We start from the raw sequence: 16,530 nt of genomic DNA, 5'->3' as shown, positions 1-16,530 counted from the left end.
GATGCTCCTCCCTTTTGCACTCAGTATAAGTAATTGTTAAAGGAGGAAGAAAGAGGAAATACGGAAGGCGGCGGGGCCGTGACTGAATTACCCCTTAAAGCAAAAGCGCCCTTGCGGGCGCTTTCAATCGTTACATCAGGCCTTGCAGTTTGGCCACCACATCGGCAATGGCCACTTCCTGCTTGTCGCCGCCGCGGCGGTGTTTGTATTCCACCACGCCGTTGTCCAGGCCACGCTCGCCAATCACTATGCTGTGGGGCACACCCAGCAGCTCCATGTCGGCGAACATCACGCCCGGGCGCTCCTTGCGATCGTCGAACAGTACCTCGATGCCGGCGGCGGTGAGCTCGGCGTAGAGCTGCTCGGCCACTTCCTGCACCCGGTGGGACTTGTGCATGTTCATGGGAATAATGGCCACCTGGAAGGGAGCGATGGCGTCGGGCCAGATAATGCCGCGGTCGTCGTGGTTCTGCTCGATGGCGGCGGCCACAATGCGCGACACGCCAATGCCGTAGCAACCCATTTCCAGCACGGTGGCCTTGCCGCCTTCGTTGAGCACGGTGGCGTTCATCTTTGCGGAGTAGTTGTTGCCCAGCTGGAAGATATGGCCCACTTCAATGCCGCGCTTGATCTGCAACACGCCCTTGCCACAGGGGCTGGGATCGCCTTCGCGCACGTTGCGCAGGTCCGCGACTTCCGGCAGCGGCAGATCCCGGCCCCAGTTGATGCCGAAGTAATGCTTGTCGTCGATGTTGGCACCGGCGCCAAAGTCGCTCATCACCGCCACGGCGCGGTCCACAATCACCGGTACCGGCATGTTCAGCGGGCCCAGGGAGCCGGGGCCGGCACCCACGGCGGCGCGCACTTCTTCTTCGGTGGCAAAGGTCAGGGGGCTGGCTACCTGGGGCAGCTTCTCGGCCTTCACCTCGTTCAGCTCGTGATCGCCACGCACCAGCAGTGCCACCAGGGGGGCATCCACCTCGTCGGCGGCCTTCACCAGCAGGGTTTTCACGGTCTGCTCGATGTTGAGGCCGAACTTCTCCACCAGATCCGCAATGGTCTTGGTGTTGGGAGTGTCGACCAGGGTCATTTCCTGGGTGGGGGCATCGGGCGCGGCCTTGGGGGCCAGCGCCTCGGCCATTTCGATGTTGGCGGCGTAATCGGACTCGGTAGAGAAGGCGATATCGTCTTCACCGCTCTGGGCCAGCACGTGGAACTCGTGAGAGGCACTGCCGCCAATGGCGCCGGTGTCGGCCAGCACGGCGCGGAAGTCCAGACCCATGCGCTCAAAAATGCGGCTGTAGGCGTCGTACATGTCCTGGTAGGTTTGCTGCAGGCTTTCCTGGGTGGTATGGAAGGAGTAGGCGTCCTTCATCACGAACTCACGGGAGCGCATCACCCCAAAGCGCGGGCGCACTTCGTCGCGGAATTTGGTCTGGATCTGGTACAGGTTCAGGGGAAGCTGCTTGTAGGAGGCCACCTCGTTGCGCACCAGGCTGGTGATCACTTCCTCGTGGGTGGGGCCCAGCACAAAGGGGCGGTCGTGGCGATCCTTGATGCGCAGCAGCTCGGGGCCGAACTTGTCCCAGCGGCCGGTTTCCTGCCACAGATCGGCGGGCTGCACCACCGGCATCAGCATTTCAATGGCGCCGGCGCGGTTCATTTCTTCCCGCACAATGGCGGCGACCTTGTTCAATACCCGCAGGCCGCTGGGCAGCCAGGTGTAGAGGCCCGAGGCCAGCTTGCGGATCATGCCCGCGCGCAGCATCAGCTGGTGACTGATGACTTCGGCGTCGCTCGGGGTTTCTTTGAGTGTGGAAAGCAGGTATTGGCTGGTACGCATGAACAGGAACCTTGTAAGCTTGAAATCCGTTAAAGCCCGGATTGTAGCAGGGGGGGGAGGCTGGCAGAAGAGCATTGTGATAGGGGCGAGGGAGGAGGAGGTATTCGGTCTGGAGATGTTTTACTTTGCCAACCGGCCACTCCCTGCCTTCACGATGCTAAAACAGCTTGCTGCCCCAGCCCAGTTTACTGCGCAACACCTCAAAATAGCTGTGGCCGCGGGGATGCAGCAGCTTCAGCCGGTGCGGGCTCTTGTTAATGTGAATTTCATCACCGGGCTGCACCGCCAGCGACACATGGCCGTCGCAGCTTACCAGCATGTGTTCACTCTTGTTGGCGGGGGAAAGCACCATCTTTATCTGGGCATCGGCGTCGATCACGATGGGCCGGCAGCTCAGGGTATGAGGGAACATGGGCACCAGGGTAATGGCATTGAGGTTGGGGGTGAGAATGGGGCCGCCGGCGGAAAGCGAATAGGCGGTGGAGCCGGTGGGGGTGGCCACTATCATGCCATCGGCCCGCTGGCTGTACATGAAGTGGCCGTTGATGTAGACCTCGAATTCGATCATGTGGGCGATTTTGCCCGGATGCAGCACCGCCTCGTTCATGGCGGTGTTGCTGGCCTTGAGCTGGCCGTGGCGGTGTACCTGGGCTTCCAGCAGAAAGCGGTGCTCGGTCTGATAATCGCCGGACAGCAGCCGCTCCAGCGGCTGTTCAAAGCTGTCGGGGGAGAGGTCGGTCAGAAAGCCGAGGTTGCCCCGGTTCACCCCCACTACCGCCACATCAAAGCGCGACAGCACCCGGGCCGAGCCCAGCATGTTGCCGTCGCCGCCCACCACGATGGCCAGATCGGCACGCTCGCCCAGCTCTACCATTTCCAGCAGCTCGGCCCGTTCCAGCCCCAGCTGTTCGCCCACCCGGCGTTCGATCACCACATTCAGGCCCAGTCCGGACAAATAACGATACAGCGCCACCAGGGTCTGGTTGGCACCCTGATGATCCGGCTTGCCGATAAGGGCGATGGTGTTGAAATCGGTTTCCATAAAGTAGCTGTCCGGCTGGCCTGTGTTATTGGGCGTTAATCATGAAGTCATCGCCATTCTAATCAGAGAGGTGCTCAAGCGCTACCGAAGGGAAACACAAGTCTGTGAGCCCGCCCCCCTTGAAATGACAATCCGCGTCCCCATATAGCCAGCAACGTTGATTGATACACACGGGAGACACCATGAGCAGCAAGCACAATCAGGTTGATACGGAACAGTCCGAGGCGCTTGAGCAGGAGCAACAGGCCGAGCAGGCGCAGCCGACCGAGCAGGCCGAGCAGGCCGAGCAGCAAGACGCCGTTCAGCCCGATGCGGCTTATGTTGCCGAGCTGGAGCAGAAACTGGCTGCCGCCGAGAGCAGCGCCAAGGAAGAGCGGGACAATGCCCTGCGTGCCGTGGCCGAGATGGAGAACATTCGCCGTCGCGCCGCCCAGGACGTGGAAAAGGCACAGAAGTTCGCGCTCGAAAAGTTTGTGAACGAGTTGCTGCCGGTGATCGACAGCCTGGAGCGGGCCATTGAGCACACCAGCGATGAAAGCGACGCCTTCAAGGCGGTGCACGAAGGGGTGGAGCTGACCCTGAAATCCCTGCTGAGCGCGGTGGAAAAATTCGGCGTGGCGGCCATCGATCCCAAGGGCGAACCCTTCGATCCCAACAAGCATCAGGCCATGAGCATGGTGGAAAGTGACGAAGTAGCCCCCAATGCCGTGCTGGCGGTAATGATGAAGGGCTACGAGCTCAACGGCCGGGTGCTGCGCCCCGCCATGGTGATGGTGGCCAAGGGGCCGGCCATCGACACCCAGGCCTGAATAACGAAATTCAGCAAAAAAATGTGACTGCCGTCTTGAAAGCCATATAAGGCAGCCACATATAGACGTTAAAGCGAAATACACCAACGCTCGTAACCGAATTTGTAATATCAAGAGAGGATTCTATGGGTAAAATCATCGGCATCGATCTGGGTACCACCAACTCCTGCGTTGCGATCCTGGACGGGGATACTCCCAGGGTCATTGAAAACGCCGAGGGTGCCCGCACTACTCCCTCCATCATCGCCTACACCGACGATGGCGAAACCCTGGTAGGTCAGCCGGCCAAGCGCCAGGCGGTGACCAACCCCAAAAACACCCTGTTCGCCATCAAGCGCCTGATCGGTCGTCGTTTTGAAGACGAGGAAGTGCAGCGCGACATCAAGATCATGCCCTTCAGCATTATCAAGGCCGACAACGGTGACGCCTGGGTGGAAGCCAAAGACAAGAAAATGGCGCCGCCGCAGATCTCCGCCGAAGTGCTGAAGAAGATGAAAAAGACCGCCGAAGACTACCTCGGCGAGCCGGTGACCGAAGCCGTGATTACCGTGCCGGCCTACTTCAACGATGCCCAGCGTCAGGCCACCAAGGATGCCGGCCGCATCGCCGGTCTGGACGTCAAGCGGATCATCAACGAGCCCACCGCCGCGGCCTTTGCCTATGGTGTGAACAAGTCCAAGGGTGACCGCAAGGTGGCCGTCTACGACCTGGGTGGCGGTACCTTCGATATCTCCATCATCGAAATCGATGACATGGACGGCGAAAAGACCTTTGAGGTGCTGGCCACCAACGGTGATACTCACCTGGGTGGTGAAGACTTCGACAACCGCCTGATCACCTACCTGGTGGAAGAGTTCAAGCGCGAGCAGAACTTTGATCTGCGCAACGACATGCTGGCCCTGCAGCGGCTGAAGGAAGCCGCCGAGAAGGCCAAGTGCGAACTGTCTTCCGCCCAGCAGACCGAAGTGAATCTGCCCTATATCACCGCCGATGCCTCCGGTCCCAAGCACCTGAACATCAAGGTAACCCGGGCCAAGCTCGAGTCACTGGTGGAAGACATGGTCAAGAAGTCCCTGGAGCCGGTACGCACCGCGCTCAAGGATGCCGGCCTGTCCGTGTCCGACATCGACGATGTGATCCTGGTGGGCGGTCAGACCCGTATGCCGCTGGTGCAGAAGGCGGTGAGCGACTTCTTCGGCAAGGAGCCGCGCAAGGACGTAAACCCCGATGAAGCCGTGGCCGTGGGTGCCGCCATTCAGGGTGCCGTGCTGTCCGGTGACAAGAAGGACGTGCTGCTGCTCGACGTGACCCCGCTGTCGCTGGGCATCGAGACCATGGGCGGCGTGATGACGGCGCTGATCGAGAAGAACACCACCATTCCGACCAAGAAGTCCCAGGTGTTCTCCACCGCCGAAGACAACCAGTCAGCCGTGACCATTCACGTCATTCAGGGTGAGCGCAAGCGGGCCGCCGACAACAAGTCGCTGGGCCAGTTCAATCTGGAAGGCATTCGTCCGGCGCCCCGTGGCCTGCCGCAGATCGAAGTTACCTTCGACATCGACGCCGACGGCATCCTGCACGTGTCCGCCAAGGACAAGGACACCGGCAAGGAGCAGAAGATCACCATTCAGGCCTCTTCCGGCCTGAGCGAGGAGGAGATCGAAGCCATGGTGCGCGCCGCCGAGGCCAACGCCGCCGAAGACAAGAAGTTCGAGGAGCTGGTGGCGGCCCGCAACCAGGCCGACGGTCTGGCCCACGCCACCCGCAAGCAGCTGGAAGAAGCCGGTGACGCCCTGGCCGCCGACGACAAGAGCGCCATCGAGGCTGCCCTGAGCGCGCTGGAAACCGCCGTTCGTGGTGAAGACAAGGCCGAGATCGAAGCCAAGCAGCAGGCGCTGCTGGAAGCGTCTCAAAAGCTGATGGAGGCCGCCCAGGCCAAGGCGCAGTCCCAGGCCCAGGACGCGGGTGCCCAGGACGCCGGCAGCAAGAAGGCCGACGATGACGTGGTGGATGCCGAGTTCGAAGAAGTCAAAGACGACAAGAAGTAAGGCCACCCCGGCGCACAGACGCTGACCGTGCGGGCGTTGGGTTACCAACGCCCGCCTTTGTGTTAATCAGCAGGTAAGCACACAAGCTATGTCGAAACGAGATTACTATGAGGTGCTCGGCGTCTCCAAGGGAGCCGACGAGCGCGAAATCAAGAAAGCCTACAAGCGAATGGCGATGAAGTACCATCCCGATCGCAACAAGGACGACGCCGACGCGGCCGAAAAATTCAAGGAAGCCACCGAGGCCTATGAAGTACTGACCGACGCCCAGAAACGAGCGGCCTACGACCAGTTCGGCCACGACGCGGTCAATGGTCAGCACGGCGGTCATGGTGGCTTTGGCGGCGGTGCCGACTTCAGTGATATTTTCGGTGACGTATTCGGCGACATCTTCGGCGGCGGACGGGGCCGGCAGCAGCGTTCTGCCCGCGGATCGGATCTGCGCTACAACATGGAGCTGACCCTGGAGGAAGCGGTCAGGGGCGTGACCAAAGAGATCAAGGTGCCCACCCTGGCAAGCTGCGACGTCTGCGACGGCAGCGGTGCCAAACCCGGTACCCATGCCAAGACCTGCCCTACCTGTCACGGCCATGGCCAGGTGCAGATGCGCCAGGGCTTCTTTACCGTGCAACAGCCCTGTCCGCATTGTCGCGGCAAGGGCAAGATCGTCAGCGACCCGTGCAACAAGTGCCACGGTGAGGGCCGTTACCAGAAGACCAAAACCCTGTCGGTGAAAATTCCGGCGGGGGTGGACACCGGCGATCGCATTCGGCTGTCCGGTGAAGGGGAGGCGGGCGAGGCCGGCGCACCGGCAGGGGACCTGTACGTACAGATGCACGTGCGCGAGCACGACATTTTTGTGCGCGACGGCAACAACCTCTACTGCGAGGTGCCCATCAGCTTTACCTCCGCCGCCCTGGGGGGAGAGGTGGAAGTGCCCACCCTGGATGGCCGGGTCAAGCTCAAGATCCCCGCCGAAACCCAGACCGGTCGCATGTTCCGGCTCAAGGGCAAGGGCGTGCGTTCGGCCCGCAGCGGCCAGCTGGGGGATCTGGTGTGCAAGGTCTACATAGAGACCCCGGTCAACCTGACCGAGGAGCAGAAAGAGCTGCTGCGTGAGCTGGAAGTCTCCTGTGGCGGCTCGGCGGCCAAGAAGCACAGGCCCAAGTCGGAAGGTTTTTTTGAAGGGGTAAAACGCTTCTTTGACGATTTGACCCGCTGAGCCGGCTGTATTAGGCTGGAGCCATCTTCAAACCGGCCTTCGGCCGCACTTGCAGCCGCACCCGCAGCCGCATAAAAACGTAAACGATTTGAGCCCTGTTCCGGCAGGGCTCTTGTTATTCTGTTGTTCGAAAGGAAACGGGTTTTCCATTATGAAACAAACACCCATGACCATACGTGGCGCGCAAAAGCTGCGTGAAGAGCTGGACTATCTCAAGTCGGTGCGCCGCCCCCAGATCATTGAAGCCATCGCCGAGGCCCGAGAGCACGGTGACCTGAAGGAAAATGCCGAATACCACGCTGCCCGTGAGCAGCAGGGGTTTTGTGAAGGGCGCATTCAGGAGATTGAAGCCAAGCTGTCCAACGCCCAGATCATCGACATTACCCGCATGCCCAACAACGGCAAGGTGATCTTCGGTGCCACTGTGACCCTGTTCCGGCTGGATGACGAGCAGGAAATTACCTATCGTATCGTGGGCGACGACGAATCTGACATCAAGGCCAACCTGATTTCGGTGAACTCGCCCATCGCCCGGGGCCTGATCGGCAAGGAAGAAGACGACGTGGCCGTGGTCAAAACCCCTGCCGGTGATGTGGAATATGAGATCATGAAGGTCGAATACCTGTAATCCTGTGCGAGCGGCCGTTCAGGGCCGCTCCTGCTCTACCCTTTCCAGAAAACCGCGAAACACGAACTCCGACAGGGTCAGCCGGTCTGCCATGGTCAGTTCAAATCGTACCGTGGTTACCCACAGCCGCTTGCCATGGCGCTCCTTGACCCGCTGCAGCTCCAGCGGCAGCTGCTGATGTTCGTCCAGTTTCAGCAATACCGGTCTGATTGTGTTTTCCCCAAACAGCGATTGCTCCGACACCAGTCGCATGCCGTTGACGGAAAGATCGCGAATGCCCGCGGCCACAGGCTGGCCGCTTGGGGTCAGCAGTTGCAGTCCTTCCGGGCTGGGCAGCCGCCAGGCGCGGCGTCCGGCGTTACCGGCTAGGGTGGTAATAAGGGGCGCGTGCAGGGCCGCTTGTTCGCCTCCGGGCTGATGAGGTGCCAGGGTGACCGGAAAGCTTAATTCGGTGCCATGCAGATTCAGTTTCAGTTCAAGGTCACTGGCGCCGCTTAGCAGGGCAAACAGGGCCTCATCCATGCCGATGGACAGGGTGCTGTGGGCGCCGGCATGCTCTTCACGAAACAGATCGCCAAGCATTTCCAGCTCTTCATCATTGAGGTAGCGATGGGACATGGGCTCGTCAGTTGGGAACGACCCTATAAGATTAGGCGCTGTACGGCCTGTGAGGAGTAAAAAGCGGCAAGGAAAATCAGGCGGGAGGGGCGAAGCCGCGAAGCCCGGGCGGGCTTCGCGAAAAGGGCACTGTCTCAGCCCCGGGGCAGAATGATCTTTCTCTGCTCGCTCTGGCGGTAAATCGTCAGAATGTGACCAATGGTCTGCACCTTGACCGCACCGGTTTCCCGCACAATGGCGTCCATGATCAGTTTTTTCACGTCCCTGTCTTCGGCGGCGACCTTGACCTTGATCAGTTCATGGTGGTTCAGGGCCAGGTCAATCTCGGCCAGGACGCCTTCGGTCAGGCCATGCTGGCCAAGCAATACCACCGGCTTCAGGCTGTGGGCCAGGCCCTTGAGGTATTGTCTTTGCTTATTGTTCAGGGTCATTGCAAAATGCTTCGGTTAATCAGGTTGAAAGGGGAGCATTGTACCCCCATCTAGGCACTAATGGTAATAGCAGAGCGACAAATTAATGGGCAAAAAGAAACGCTCGGCCAGCTCAACCCGCTGGCTGAAAGAGCATTTTGACGACAAATACGTACAACAGGCACAAAAGAAGGGCCTGCGCTCGCGTGCCGTATTCAAGCTGGAAGAGTTGCAGGGCCGCGACAAGTTGCTGCGGGCCGGCATGACGGTGGTCGACCTGGGCGCCGCACCCGGGGGCTGGAGCCAGTATGCCACCGAGCAGGTGGGCCAGGGCGGCAAGGTCATCGCCTGTGACATTCTGCCCATGGACCCCATTGCCGGGGTCGACTTTCTGCAGGGCGACTTTCGTGAAGAGGCGGTGCTGGGAGCCCTGCTCGAACGGGTAGGCGACGACAAGGTGGATGTGCTGCTCTCGGACATGGCGCCCAACATGAGCGGCACCCCCGAGGTGGATCAGCCCAGGGCCATGTATCTGGTGGAGCTGGCGCTGGACATGTGCAAGCAGGTGCTGGCCCCCAGGGGCAGTTTTGTGGTCAAGGTATTTCAGGGGGCCGGATTTGATGAATTTCTTGCCGAGGTGCGCCGGTCTTTTGCTACGGTGAAAGTAAGAAAACCCGACTCGTCGCGGCCCCGTTCCCGAGAAGTCTACATTGTGGCTACAGGTTTTAAACTGTAGTACCCTGTTTCAGTCATAAACTGTCAGCCGGTGAGGTTAGTAATTTGAGTGACATGGCGAAAAACTTGATCCTGTGGTTGGTCATAGCCGTGGTGTTGATGTCGGTATTCCAGAGCTTCAGCCCCGGTGAACCGTCCGGCCGCCAGACGGATTATTCCACCTTTGTGCAGGAAGTGGCCCAGGGCCAGATCCGCGAAGTGCGTATGGACGGCCAGACCATCAACGGTGTCAAGCGCAGCGGTGACCGGTTTACCACCATCATGCCTGCCGAAGACCCTCAGCTGCTCAACGATCTGCTCAATAATAATGTGCGGGTGGTGGGTGAAAAGCCGGAAGAGCCGAGCCTGCTGACGTCCATCTTTATTTCCTGGTTCCCCATGCTGCTGTTGATCGGCGTCTGGGTGTTCTTCATGCGCCAGATGCAGGGGGGGGGCGGCAAGGGCGCCATGACCTTCGGCAAGAGCCGGGCGCGGCTGATGAGCGAAGACCAGGTGAAAACCACCTTTGCCGATGTGGCCGGTTGCGACGAGGCCAAGGAAGACGTGAAGGAACTGGTGGATTACCTGCGTGACCCCAGCCGCTTCCAGAAGCTGGGTGGCCGCATTCCCACCGGTATTCTGCTGGTGGGCCCGCCCGGTACCGGTAAGACCCTGCTGGCCAAGGCCATTGCCGGCGAGGCCAAGGTACCCTTCTTTACCATTTCCGGCTCCGACTTTGTGGAAATGTTCGTGGGTGTGGGTGCCTCCCGGGTACGCGACATGTTCGAGCAGGCCAAGAAGTCCGCGCCCTGTATCGTGTTTATCGATGAAATCGACGCCGTCGGTCGCCAGCGTGGTGCCGGCCTGGGTGGCGGTCACGACGAGCGTGAACAGACCCTGAACCAGATGCTGGTGGAAATGGACGGCTTTGAGGGCAACGAGGGCGTTATCGTCATCGCCGCCACCAACCGTCCCGACGTACTCGACCCGGCGCTGCTGCGTCCGGGACGGTTCGACCGCCAGGTGGTGGTGGGTCTGCCCGATGTACGTGGCCGTGAACAGATCCTCAAGGTGCACATGCGTCGCGTGCCCCTGGGCGATGACGTTGAGCCCGCGCTGATCGCCCGGGGGACCCCTGGCTTCAGCGGTGCCGATCTGGCCAACCTGGTGAACGAGGCGGCCCTGTTTGCCGCCCGTGCCGGCCGTCGTCTGGTATCGATGGAAGAGTTTGAAAAGGCGAAAGACAAGATCATGATGGGGGCCGAACGCCGCTCCATGGTGATGTCGGAGTCCGAAAAGGAAATGACCGCCTATCATGAGGCCGGCCACGCCATTGTGGGCCGTCTGGTGCCCGAGCACGATCCCGTATACAAGGTATCCATCATTCCCCGTGGCCGTGCCCTGGGGGTGACCATGTACCTGCCCGAGCAGGACCGTTTCAGCTACAGCAAGCAGCATCTTGAGTCGATGATCTCCAGCCTGTACGGCGGCCGTCTGGCGGAAGAAATCATCTACGGTTTTGACAAGGTGACCACGGGCGCGTCCAACGACATCGAACGGGCCACCGAAATCGCCCACAAGATGGTGACCCAGTGGGGCCTGTCCGAGAAAATGGGGCCGCTGCTCTATGCGGAGGAAGAAGGCGAAGTGTTCCTGGGGCGTACCGCGGCCAAGAGCAAGCACATGTCCGACGAAACCGCCAAGCTGATCGATGCCGAGGTCAAGCAGGTGATTGAGCGCAACTTCAACCGGGCCAAGCAGATCCTGACCGATAACATCGATATTCTGCATGCCATGAAGGACGCGCTGATGAAGTACGAGACCATCGACGCCCGCCAGATCGACGATCTGATGGCGCGCCGGGACGTGCGTCCGCCCGCCGACTGGAAGGACGAACACGGCGACAAGCCCCAGGGCCCGACCGCCGGTACCGGTGACAAGCAGGAAGAACGCGATGATAAAAAAGCGTCTTCGCCCGACCTGAACAAGCCCGGTGACGTCACCAGCAACTGATTTTTTATGATAAATTAAGCCCCGGTTATGCTCACCGGGGCTTTTTGTTTTTTAGGGAACACCCGTTTATGTTGTTATCTTCCGAATCCAGAACACTGGATCTTTCCACGCCACAGGTGATGGGGGTGCTCAATATTACGCCCGATTCTTTTTCCGATGGCGGTCGCTATCACGGCCGGGATGCGGCCCTGCGCCATGCCCTGCAGATGGTGGCAGAGGGTGCCACCATTATCGATGTGGGCGGTGAGTCGACCCGTCCCGGTGCCGATGAGGTGGCCGAGCAGCAGGAGCTGGAGCGGGTGGTGCCGGTGATCGAGCGGCTGCGGGCCGAGCTGGACTGCTGGATTTCGGTGGACACCAGCAAGGCGGTGGTCATGGATGAAGCGGTCAGGGCCGGCGCCGATCTGATCAACGACATTCGCGCCCTGCGCGAGCCGGGGGCGCTGGATGTGGCTGCCGCCAGCGGTGCCGCCGTGTGCCTGATGCACATGCAGGGCCAGCCCCGCACCATGCAACAGGCACCGGATTATGACAATGTAACCGCCGAAGTGGCTCACTTTCTCGAGGAGCGACTGGCCGTCTGTGCGGCGGCGGGCATCGCCCGCGAGCGCATTTGCCTGGATCCGGGCTACGGTTTCGGCAAGTCGCTGGAGCACAATTACGAACTGCTGGGCCGGATAGGGCAGTTGCACCGGCTCGGGTTGCCGCTGCTGGTGGGCATGTCGCGCAAGTCGATGATCGGCCAGTTGCTGAATCGCGAGGTCAGCGAGCGTCTGGCCGGTACCCTGTCGGCCCATCTGTTTGCGGTGGCCCAGGGCGCTCAGATCGTCCGGGTACACGATGTAAAGGAAATGGCCGATGCCCTGCGTGTATGGCGCAAGGCGGCACACTATCAGGAACAGAATGCATGAGCAGAAAATATTTTGGCACCGACGGGGTCCGTGGCCGGGTCGGTGAATACCCCATTACTCCCGAATTTGTGATGAAGCTGGGCTGGGCCGCCGGCAAGGTGCTGTCGCAAACCGGCACCAGAAAGGTACTGATCGGCAAGGATACCCGTATCTCCGGCTATATGCTGGAGTCGGCACTGGAAGCGGGCCTGTCCGCTGCCGGTTTGCAGGCGGCGCTGCTCGGTCCCATGCCGACCCCGGCCATCGCCTACCTGACCCGAACCTTTCGGGCCGAGGCGGGCATTGTGATCAGCGCTTCGCACAATCCCTACTACGATAACGGCATCAAGTTCTTCTCTCACGACGGCACCAAGCTGCCCGACGAAGTGGAGCTGGCCATTGAGGCCATGCTCGATCAGCCCATGGACTGCGTGCCCTCGGATCAGCTGGGCAAGGCCAGCCGCATCAACGATGCCGCCGGTCGCTATATCGAATTCTGCAAAAGTACCTTTCCCTCGGATCTCAACCTCGACGGCCTGAGCATCGTGCTGGACTGTGCTCACGGCGCCACCTATCACATAGCACCGGCGGTGTTTGAAGAGCTGGGTGCCCGGGTGATCCGTACCGGGGTGCAGCCCAATGGCCTCAACATCAATGATGCCGTGGGCTCCACCGCACCGGCAGCGCTGCAGGCGGCGGTGCTGGAGCACGGCGCCGATCTGGGCATTGCCTTTGACGGCGACGGCGACCGGCTGGCCATGGTGGATCACACCGGCGCCCTGGTGGACGGCGATGAAATCCTTTACATCATCGCCCGCCATGCCCAGCGCAAGGGCACCCTCAACGGCGGCGTGGTCGGCACCCTGATGAGCAACATGGCACTGGAGCTGGCCCTGGCGCAGCTGGATATTCCCTTCAAGCGTGCCAAGGTGGGTGACCGTTATGTGATGGAGCTGCTCAAGGAGCACGGCTGGAAGCTGGGCGGGGAAAACTCCGGCCACATTATCAGCCTGGATCACAACAGCACAGGAGACGGCATTGTGGCGGCGCTGCAGGTATTGCGTGCCCTGGTGAGTGAGGGGGGCAGCCTGGCCGAGTTACGCAGCGAGCTCACTCTGTTCCCTCAGGTGCTGGTCAACGTTCGCTTTGCCGCCGGTACCGATCCGCTGGCCAGTGAGGAAGTACAACGCCGGGTGGCCGCCGCCGAGGCGGAACTGGCCGGCAACGGCCGGGTGCTGCTGCGAAAGTCGGGCACCGAGCCGCTGATCCGAGTCATGGTGGAAGGCGCCGACAAGGTACAGGTCCGGCACCTGGCAGAGCATATTGCCGCAGCCATACCGGCCTGAGTTTGGTGAGGGAGAAGTGTGAGGGGCAATGCTCTTCATTTCTCTCCCTCCTTACCCATCACGGTAAAAACGGTTGTGTTATCATCGCTTTGCCGGCTTTTTATGCACTTGAACGATTTTTTTAAAATTGCGCTTGTATCCCACCGGGGCTGTCGCTAGTATTAGCCCCGCTCCCAAGGGCAGACCGCCCCGGGATGCAAGCGCCAACCAAAGGTAGCGATAATGTACGAAATTCTTTTGGTGGTGTACCTGCTGATAGCGCTGGCCCTGATTGGCCTGGTGCTGATACAGCAAGGAAAGGGCGCAGACATGGGCGCTTCCTTCGGTGCGGGTGCATCCAATACGGTATTCGGATCCAGCGGATCGGGTAATTTCCTGACCAAGACCACTACGCTGTTGGCAGCTGGATTCTTTGTAGTAAGCCTGGTGCTGGGCAACCTTTCTACCCATAGCACCAAGCAGAGCAGTGAGTGGGAAGACCTGTCGGCTCCCGAAGTGGTTGAAGCTCCTGTTCAGGGCGACGTGCCGGTCAGTAACGGCGGTGACGTACCCAATTAAGGTTTTTGCCGAGATGGTGGAATTGGTAGACACGCTATCTTGAGGGGGTAGTGCCCGTATGGGCGTGCGGGTTCAAGTCCCGCTCTCGGCACCAATTTATAGACAAGTTGAGAGTTAAGCTCGATTTGACTATAATCTCGCACGATTTCGGACGCGGGGTGGAGCAGCCTGGTAGCTCGTCGGGCTCATAACCCGAAGGTCGTCGGTTCAAATCCGGCCCCCGCAACCAATTTCACGTTCATCGTCTGCTCACGATGAATGGTCGCTGCGAGGCGACAATCAGGGTCCAGGTGAATAGCCCCGATTTGAATATCGGGGCTTTTTGTTATCTGTACTTTGGCATTGGCCCGGCCGATGCCACCATCACTGGGCTGCGAGCCCTTTTTTTGTTTTTGAAGGGGGGTAGCTTTGGCTACATTGGAACAACGATTGACCGAGATGCTCAGCGAGCCGGTAGAGGCGCTGGGCTTTGAACTGCTGGGGCTCGAGTTTGTTCGCGCCGGCCGGCATTCGACCCTGCGGCTGTACATCGATCATGAAAACGGCATTGATGTGAATGACTGCGCTGAAGTCAGCCGGCAGGTCAGTGCCGTGCTGGATGTGGAAGATCCCATTTCCACCGAGTATGATCTGGAAGTCTCATCCCCGGGGCTCGCACGACCTCTGTTCAAACCGGCCCATTACCAGGCCATTATCGGTCAGGAAGCCGAACTGGCGCTGCGCATGGCCGTGAACAATCGCCGCAAACTCAAGGGCATTGTGGTGTCGGCCGATGACACCCTGGTCCGGCTGGAGGTGAATGGCCAGGAATTCCCCGTGGCCTACGCCAACATTCAAAAAGCAAATCTGGTTCCGAACTTTGACTGACGAGGCCATCGGACATGAATAAAGAAATATTGCTGGTTGTAGACGCCGTTTCCAACGAAAAGGCGGTGCCTCGCGAGAAGATTTTTGAGGCGCTGGAAACCGCGCTGGCCACGGCCACCAAGAAAAAATACGAAGGCGACATCGAAGTGCGGGTAGCCATCGACCGCAAGAGCGGTGATTTCGATACCTTCCGTCGCTGGCAGGTGGTGGAAGATCAGGAAGCCCTGACCAACCCCTACCGGGAAATCACCCTGGAAGCGGCCCGCATCGACGAGCCTGAAATCCAGGTGGGCGACTATGTTGAGGATCAAATCGAGTCCATCACCTTTGACCGCATTACCACCCAAACCGCCAAGCAGGTGATCGTGCAGAAGGTGCGCGAAGCCGAGCGTATGCAGGTGGTGGAGCAGTTCCAGGATCAGGAAGGCGAGATCATTACCGGTGTGGTGAAAAAGGCCACCCGCGACAATGTGATCCTGGATCTGGGCAACAACGCCGAGGCGGTGATCTTCCGTGAAGATCTGCTGCCGCGCGAATCCTTCCGCTCCGGTGACCGGGTGCGAGGCCTGCTCTACGCGGTGCGCCCCGAGGCCCGTGGTGCCCAGCTGTTTGTGAGCCGTTCCAACCCGGACTTCCTGAAAGAACTGTTCCGCATTGAAGTGCCGGAAATCGGTGAGGAAATCATCGAAATCATGGCCGCTGCCCGGGATCCCGGCAGCCGCGCCAAGATTGCGGTCAAGACCAATGACCGCCGCATCGATCCCATCGGCGCCTGTGTGGGCATGCGCGGTGCCCGGGTGCAGGCGGTGTCCGGCGAGCTCGGTGGTGAGCGCGTGGACATCGTGCTGTGGGACGACAACCCCGCCCAGTTCGTGATCAACGCCATGGCTCCGGCCGACGTGGCCTCCATTATCGTGGACGAAGACGCCCACTCCATGGACATCGCGGTGGAGGCCGGCAACCTGGCCCAGGCCATCGGTCGCAACGGCCAGAATGTGCGTCTGGCTTCCCAGCTGACCGGCTGGGAACTGAACGTGATGACGGTGGAAGACCTGCAGCAGAAGCACCAGGCCGAAAACGACAAGATCATGAACCTGTTCGTGGACAACCTGGACATCGACGAGGATTTTGCGGCCCTGCTGGTGGGCGAGGGCTTCTCTACCCTGGAAGAAATCGCCTACGTGCCGGTCAGTGAGCTGCTGAGTGTGGACGGCCTGGACGAAGATACCGTGGAAGAGCTGCGCAACCGCGCCAAGGATGCGCTCACCACCAAGGCGCTGGCCCAGGAAGAATCCTTTGAAGGGGTAGAGCCGGCAGAAGACCTGCTGGGTCTGACCGGCATGACCCGCGAGCTGGCCTATCAGCTGGCCGCCCGCGGTGTTGCGAATCTGGAAGAACTGGCAGAGCAGGGCATTGACGACCTGGAAGGCATTGACGGTCTGGACGAAGCCCAGGCGGGCGAACTCATCATGGCTGCCCGTAACATCTGCTGGTTCGGAGAGCAGAATCAAGATTAAGATCA

15 protein-coding genes and 2 tRNA genes are annotated in these 16,530 nt (G+C 60.2%); 13 read left to right on the top strand and 4 right to left on the bottom strand.

What is annotated here, in order from left to right; genetic code table 11:
- Positions 1–130: 130 nt before the first annotated feature.
- Together PU634_RS10085 and nadK are read right to left on the bottom strand one after the other, a co-directional pair.
- Complete coding sequence (locus PU634_RS10085) at positions 131–1,843, bottom strand: proline--tRNA ligase (protein ID WP_306760663.1); 1,713 nt, start codon at positions 1,841–1,843, stop codon at positions 131–133.
- 157 nt (positions 1,844–2,000) lie between these two features.
- Positions 2,001–2,885, bottom strand: coding sequence for an NAD(+) kinase (gene nadK, locus PU634_RS10080; protein WP_107850538.1), 885 nt, complete (start codon positions 2,883–2,885; stop codon positions 2,001–2,003).
- A 182-nt stretch (positions 2,886–3,067) separates the two neighbouring features.
- Between nadK and grpE the strand changes: the two genes are divergently transcribed.
- From grpE to greA, 4 genes are all read left to right on the top strand, one after another.
- Complete coding sequence (grpE, locus tag PU634_RS10075; protein WP_306760662.1) at positions 3,068–3,694, top strand: nucleotide exchange factor GrpE; 627 nt, start codon at positions 3,068–3,070, stop codon at positions 3,692–3,694.
- A 125-nt stretch (positions 3,695–3,819) separates the two neighbouring features.
- A complete protein-coding gene (gene dnaK / locus PU634_RS10070; RefSeq protein WP_306760661.1) occupies positions 3,820–5,742 on the top strand; it encodes a molecular chaperone DnaK in 1,923 nt (640 codons plus the stop codon).
- 88 nt (positions 5,743–5,830) lie between these two features.
- Positions 5,831–6,964 carry a molecular chaperone DnaJ gene (gene dnaJ / locus PU634_RS10065; RefSeq protein WP_306760660.1) on the top strand — a complete coding sequence of 378 codons (1,134 nt, stop codon included), beginning with the start codon at positions 5,831–5,833 and terminating at the stop codon, positions 6,962–6,964.
- A 151-nt stretch (positions 6,965–7,115) separates the two neighbouring features.
- Entirely contained in the window at positions 7,116–7,592 is a 477-nt protein-coding gene (gene greA, locus PU634_RS10060) for a transcription elongation factor GreA (protein WP_306760659.1), read from the top strand.
- 18 nt (positions 7,593–7,610) lie between these two features.
- Here greA and PU634_RS10055 read toward each other — a convergent pair whose 3' ends face one another.
- Entirely contained in the window at positions 7,611–8,210 is a 600-nt protein-coding gene (locus PU634_RS10055) for a PilZ domain-containing protein (protein WP_306760658.1), read from the bottom strand.
- A gap of 134 nt (positions 8,211–8,344) precedes the next feature.
- A complete protein-coding gene (gene yhbY, locus PU634_RS10050) occupies positions 8,345–8,641 on the bottom strand; it encodes a ribosome assembly RNA-binding protein YhbY (protein WP_094199837.1) in 297 nt (98 codons plus the stop codon).
- 85 nt (positions 8,642–8,726) lie between these two features.
- On the opposite strand from yhbY, the gene rlmE reads away from it, so the two are divergent.
- From rlmE to nusA, 9 genes are all read left to right on the top strand, one after another.
- Positions 8,727–9,356 (top strand): 23S rRNA (uridine(2552)-2'-O)-methyltransferase RlmE, encoded by a 630-nt coding sequence (rlmE, locus tag PU634_RS10045; protein WP_306760657.1) that lies wholly within the window; start codon positions 8,727–8,729, stop codon positions 9,354–9,356.
- 44 nt (positions 9,357–9,400) lie between these two features.
- On the top strand, positions 9,401–11,347 hold the full coding sequence (gene ftsH, locus PU634_RS10040; protein ID WP_306760656.1) for an ATP-dependent zinc metalloprotease FtsH: 1,947 nt from the start codon (positions 9,401–9,403) through the stop codon (positions 11,345–11,347).
- A 68-nt stretch (positions 11,348–11,415) separates the two neighbouring features.
- Entirely contained in the window at positions 11,416–12,258 is an 843-nt protein-coding gene (gene folP / locus PU634_RS10035) for a dihydropteroate synthase (protein ID WP_306760655.1), read from the top strand.
- A complete protein-coding gene (gene glmM, locus PU634_RS10030) occupies positions 12,255–13,583 on the top strand; it encodes a phosphoglucosamine mutase (protein ID WP_306760654.1) in 1,329 nt (442 codons plus the stop codon). The genes folP and glmM overlap by 4 nt, the downstream gene beginning before the upstream one ends.
- Before the next feature lie 222 nt (positions 13,584–13,805).
- Positions 13,806–14,141 (top strand): preprotein translocase subunit SecG, encoded by a 336-nt coding sequence (gene secG, locus PU634_RS10025; RefSeq protein ID WP_306760653.1) that lies wholly within the window; start codon positions 13,806–13,808, stop codon positions 14,139–14,141.
- A 7-nt stretch (positions 14,142–14,148) separates the two neighbouring features.
- Positions 14,149–14,235, top strand: a tRNA-Leu gene (locus PU634_RS10020).
- A gap of 58 nt (positions 14,236–14,293) precedes the next feature.
- A tRNA-Met gene (locus tag PU634_RS10015) sits at positions 14,294–14,370 on the top strand.
- A 179-nt stretch (positions 14,371–14,549) separates the two neighbouring features.
- The gene (rimP, locus tag PU634_RS10010) at positions 14,550–15,008 is read left to right on the top strand and encodes a ribosome maturation factor RimP (RefSeq protein WP_306760652.1); all 459 of its coding nucleotides are present in this window, start codon (positions 14,550–14,552) and stop codon (positions 15,006–15,008) included.
- 14 nt (positions 15,009–15,022) lie between these two features.
- Positions 15,023–16,525, top strand: coding sequence for a transcription termination factor NusA (gene nusA, locus PU634_RS10005; RefSeq protein WP_306760651.1), 1,503 nt, complete (start codon positions 15,023–15,025; stop codon positions 16,523–16,525).
- Positions 16,526–16,530 lie beyond the last annotated feature (5 nt).

The sequence above is a fragment of the Oceanimonas pelagia genome, from assembly GCF_030849025.1.
In the GTDB taxonomy this organism is placed as follows: domain Bacteria; phylum Pseudomonadota; class Gammaproteobacteria; order Enterobacterales; family Aeromonadaceae; genus Oceanimonas; species Oceanimonas pelagia.
The sequence above is the reverse complement of the archived record's forward strand: the minus strand, read 5'-3'. Positions and strand labels throughout refer to the sequence as shown.

Excerpts from the sequence above, each read along its gene's own strand:
- PU634_RS10085 (WP_306760663.1), bottom strand. The coding sequence starts at position 1,843 with ATGCGTACCAGCCAATACCTGCTTTCCACACTCAAAGAAACCCCGAGC.
- nadK (WP_107850538.1), bottom strand. The coding sequence starts at position 2,885 with ATGGAAACCGATTTCAACACCATCGCCCTTATCGGCAAGCCGGATCAT.
- grpE (WP_306760662.1), top strand. The coding sequence starts at position 3,068 with ATGAGCAGCAAGCACAATCAGGTTGATACGGAACAGTCCGAGGCGCTT.
- dnaK (WP_306760661.1), top strand. The coding sequence starts at position 3,820 with ATGGGTAAAATCATCGGCATCGATCTGGGTACCACCAACTCCTGCGTT.
- dnaJ (WP_306760660.1), top strand. The coding sequence starts at position 5,831 with ATGTCGAAACGAGATTACTATGAGGTGCTCGGCGTCTCCAAGGGAGCC.
- greA (WP_306760659.1), top strand. The coding sequence starts at position 7,116 with ATGAAACAAACACCCATGACCATACGTGGCGCGCAAAAGCTGCGTGAA.
- PU634_RS10055 (WP_306760658.1), bottom strand. The coding sequence starts at position 8,210 with ATGTCCCATCGCTACCTCAATGATGAAGAGCTGGAAATGCTTGGCGAT.
- yhbY (WP_094199837.1), bottom strand. The coding sequence starts at position 8,641 with ATGACCCTGAACAATAAGCAAAGACAATACCTCAAGGGCCTGGCCCAC.
- rlmE (WP_306760657.1), top strand. The coding sequence starts at position 8,727 with ATGGGCAAAAAGAAACGCTCGGCCAGCTCAACCCGCTGGCTGAAAGAG.
- folP (WP_306760655.1), top strand. The coding sequence starts at position 11,416 with ATGTTGTTATCTTCCGAATCCAGAACACTGGATCTTTCCACGCCACAG.
- glmM (WP_306760654.1), top strand. The coding sequence starts at position 12,255 with ATGAGCAGAAAATATTTTGGCACCGACGGGGTCCGTGGCCGGGTCGGT.
- secG (WP_306760653.1), top strand. The coding sequence starts at position 13,806 with ATGTACGAAATTCTTTTGGTGGTGTACCTGCTGATAGCGCTGGCCCTG.
- nusA (WP_306760651.1), top strand. The coding sequence starts at position 15,023 with ATGAATAAAGAAATATTGCTGGTTGTAGACGCCGTTTCCAACGAAAAG.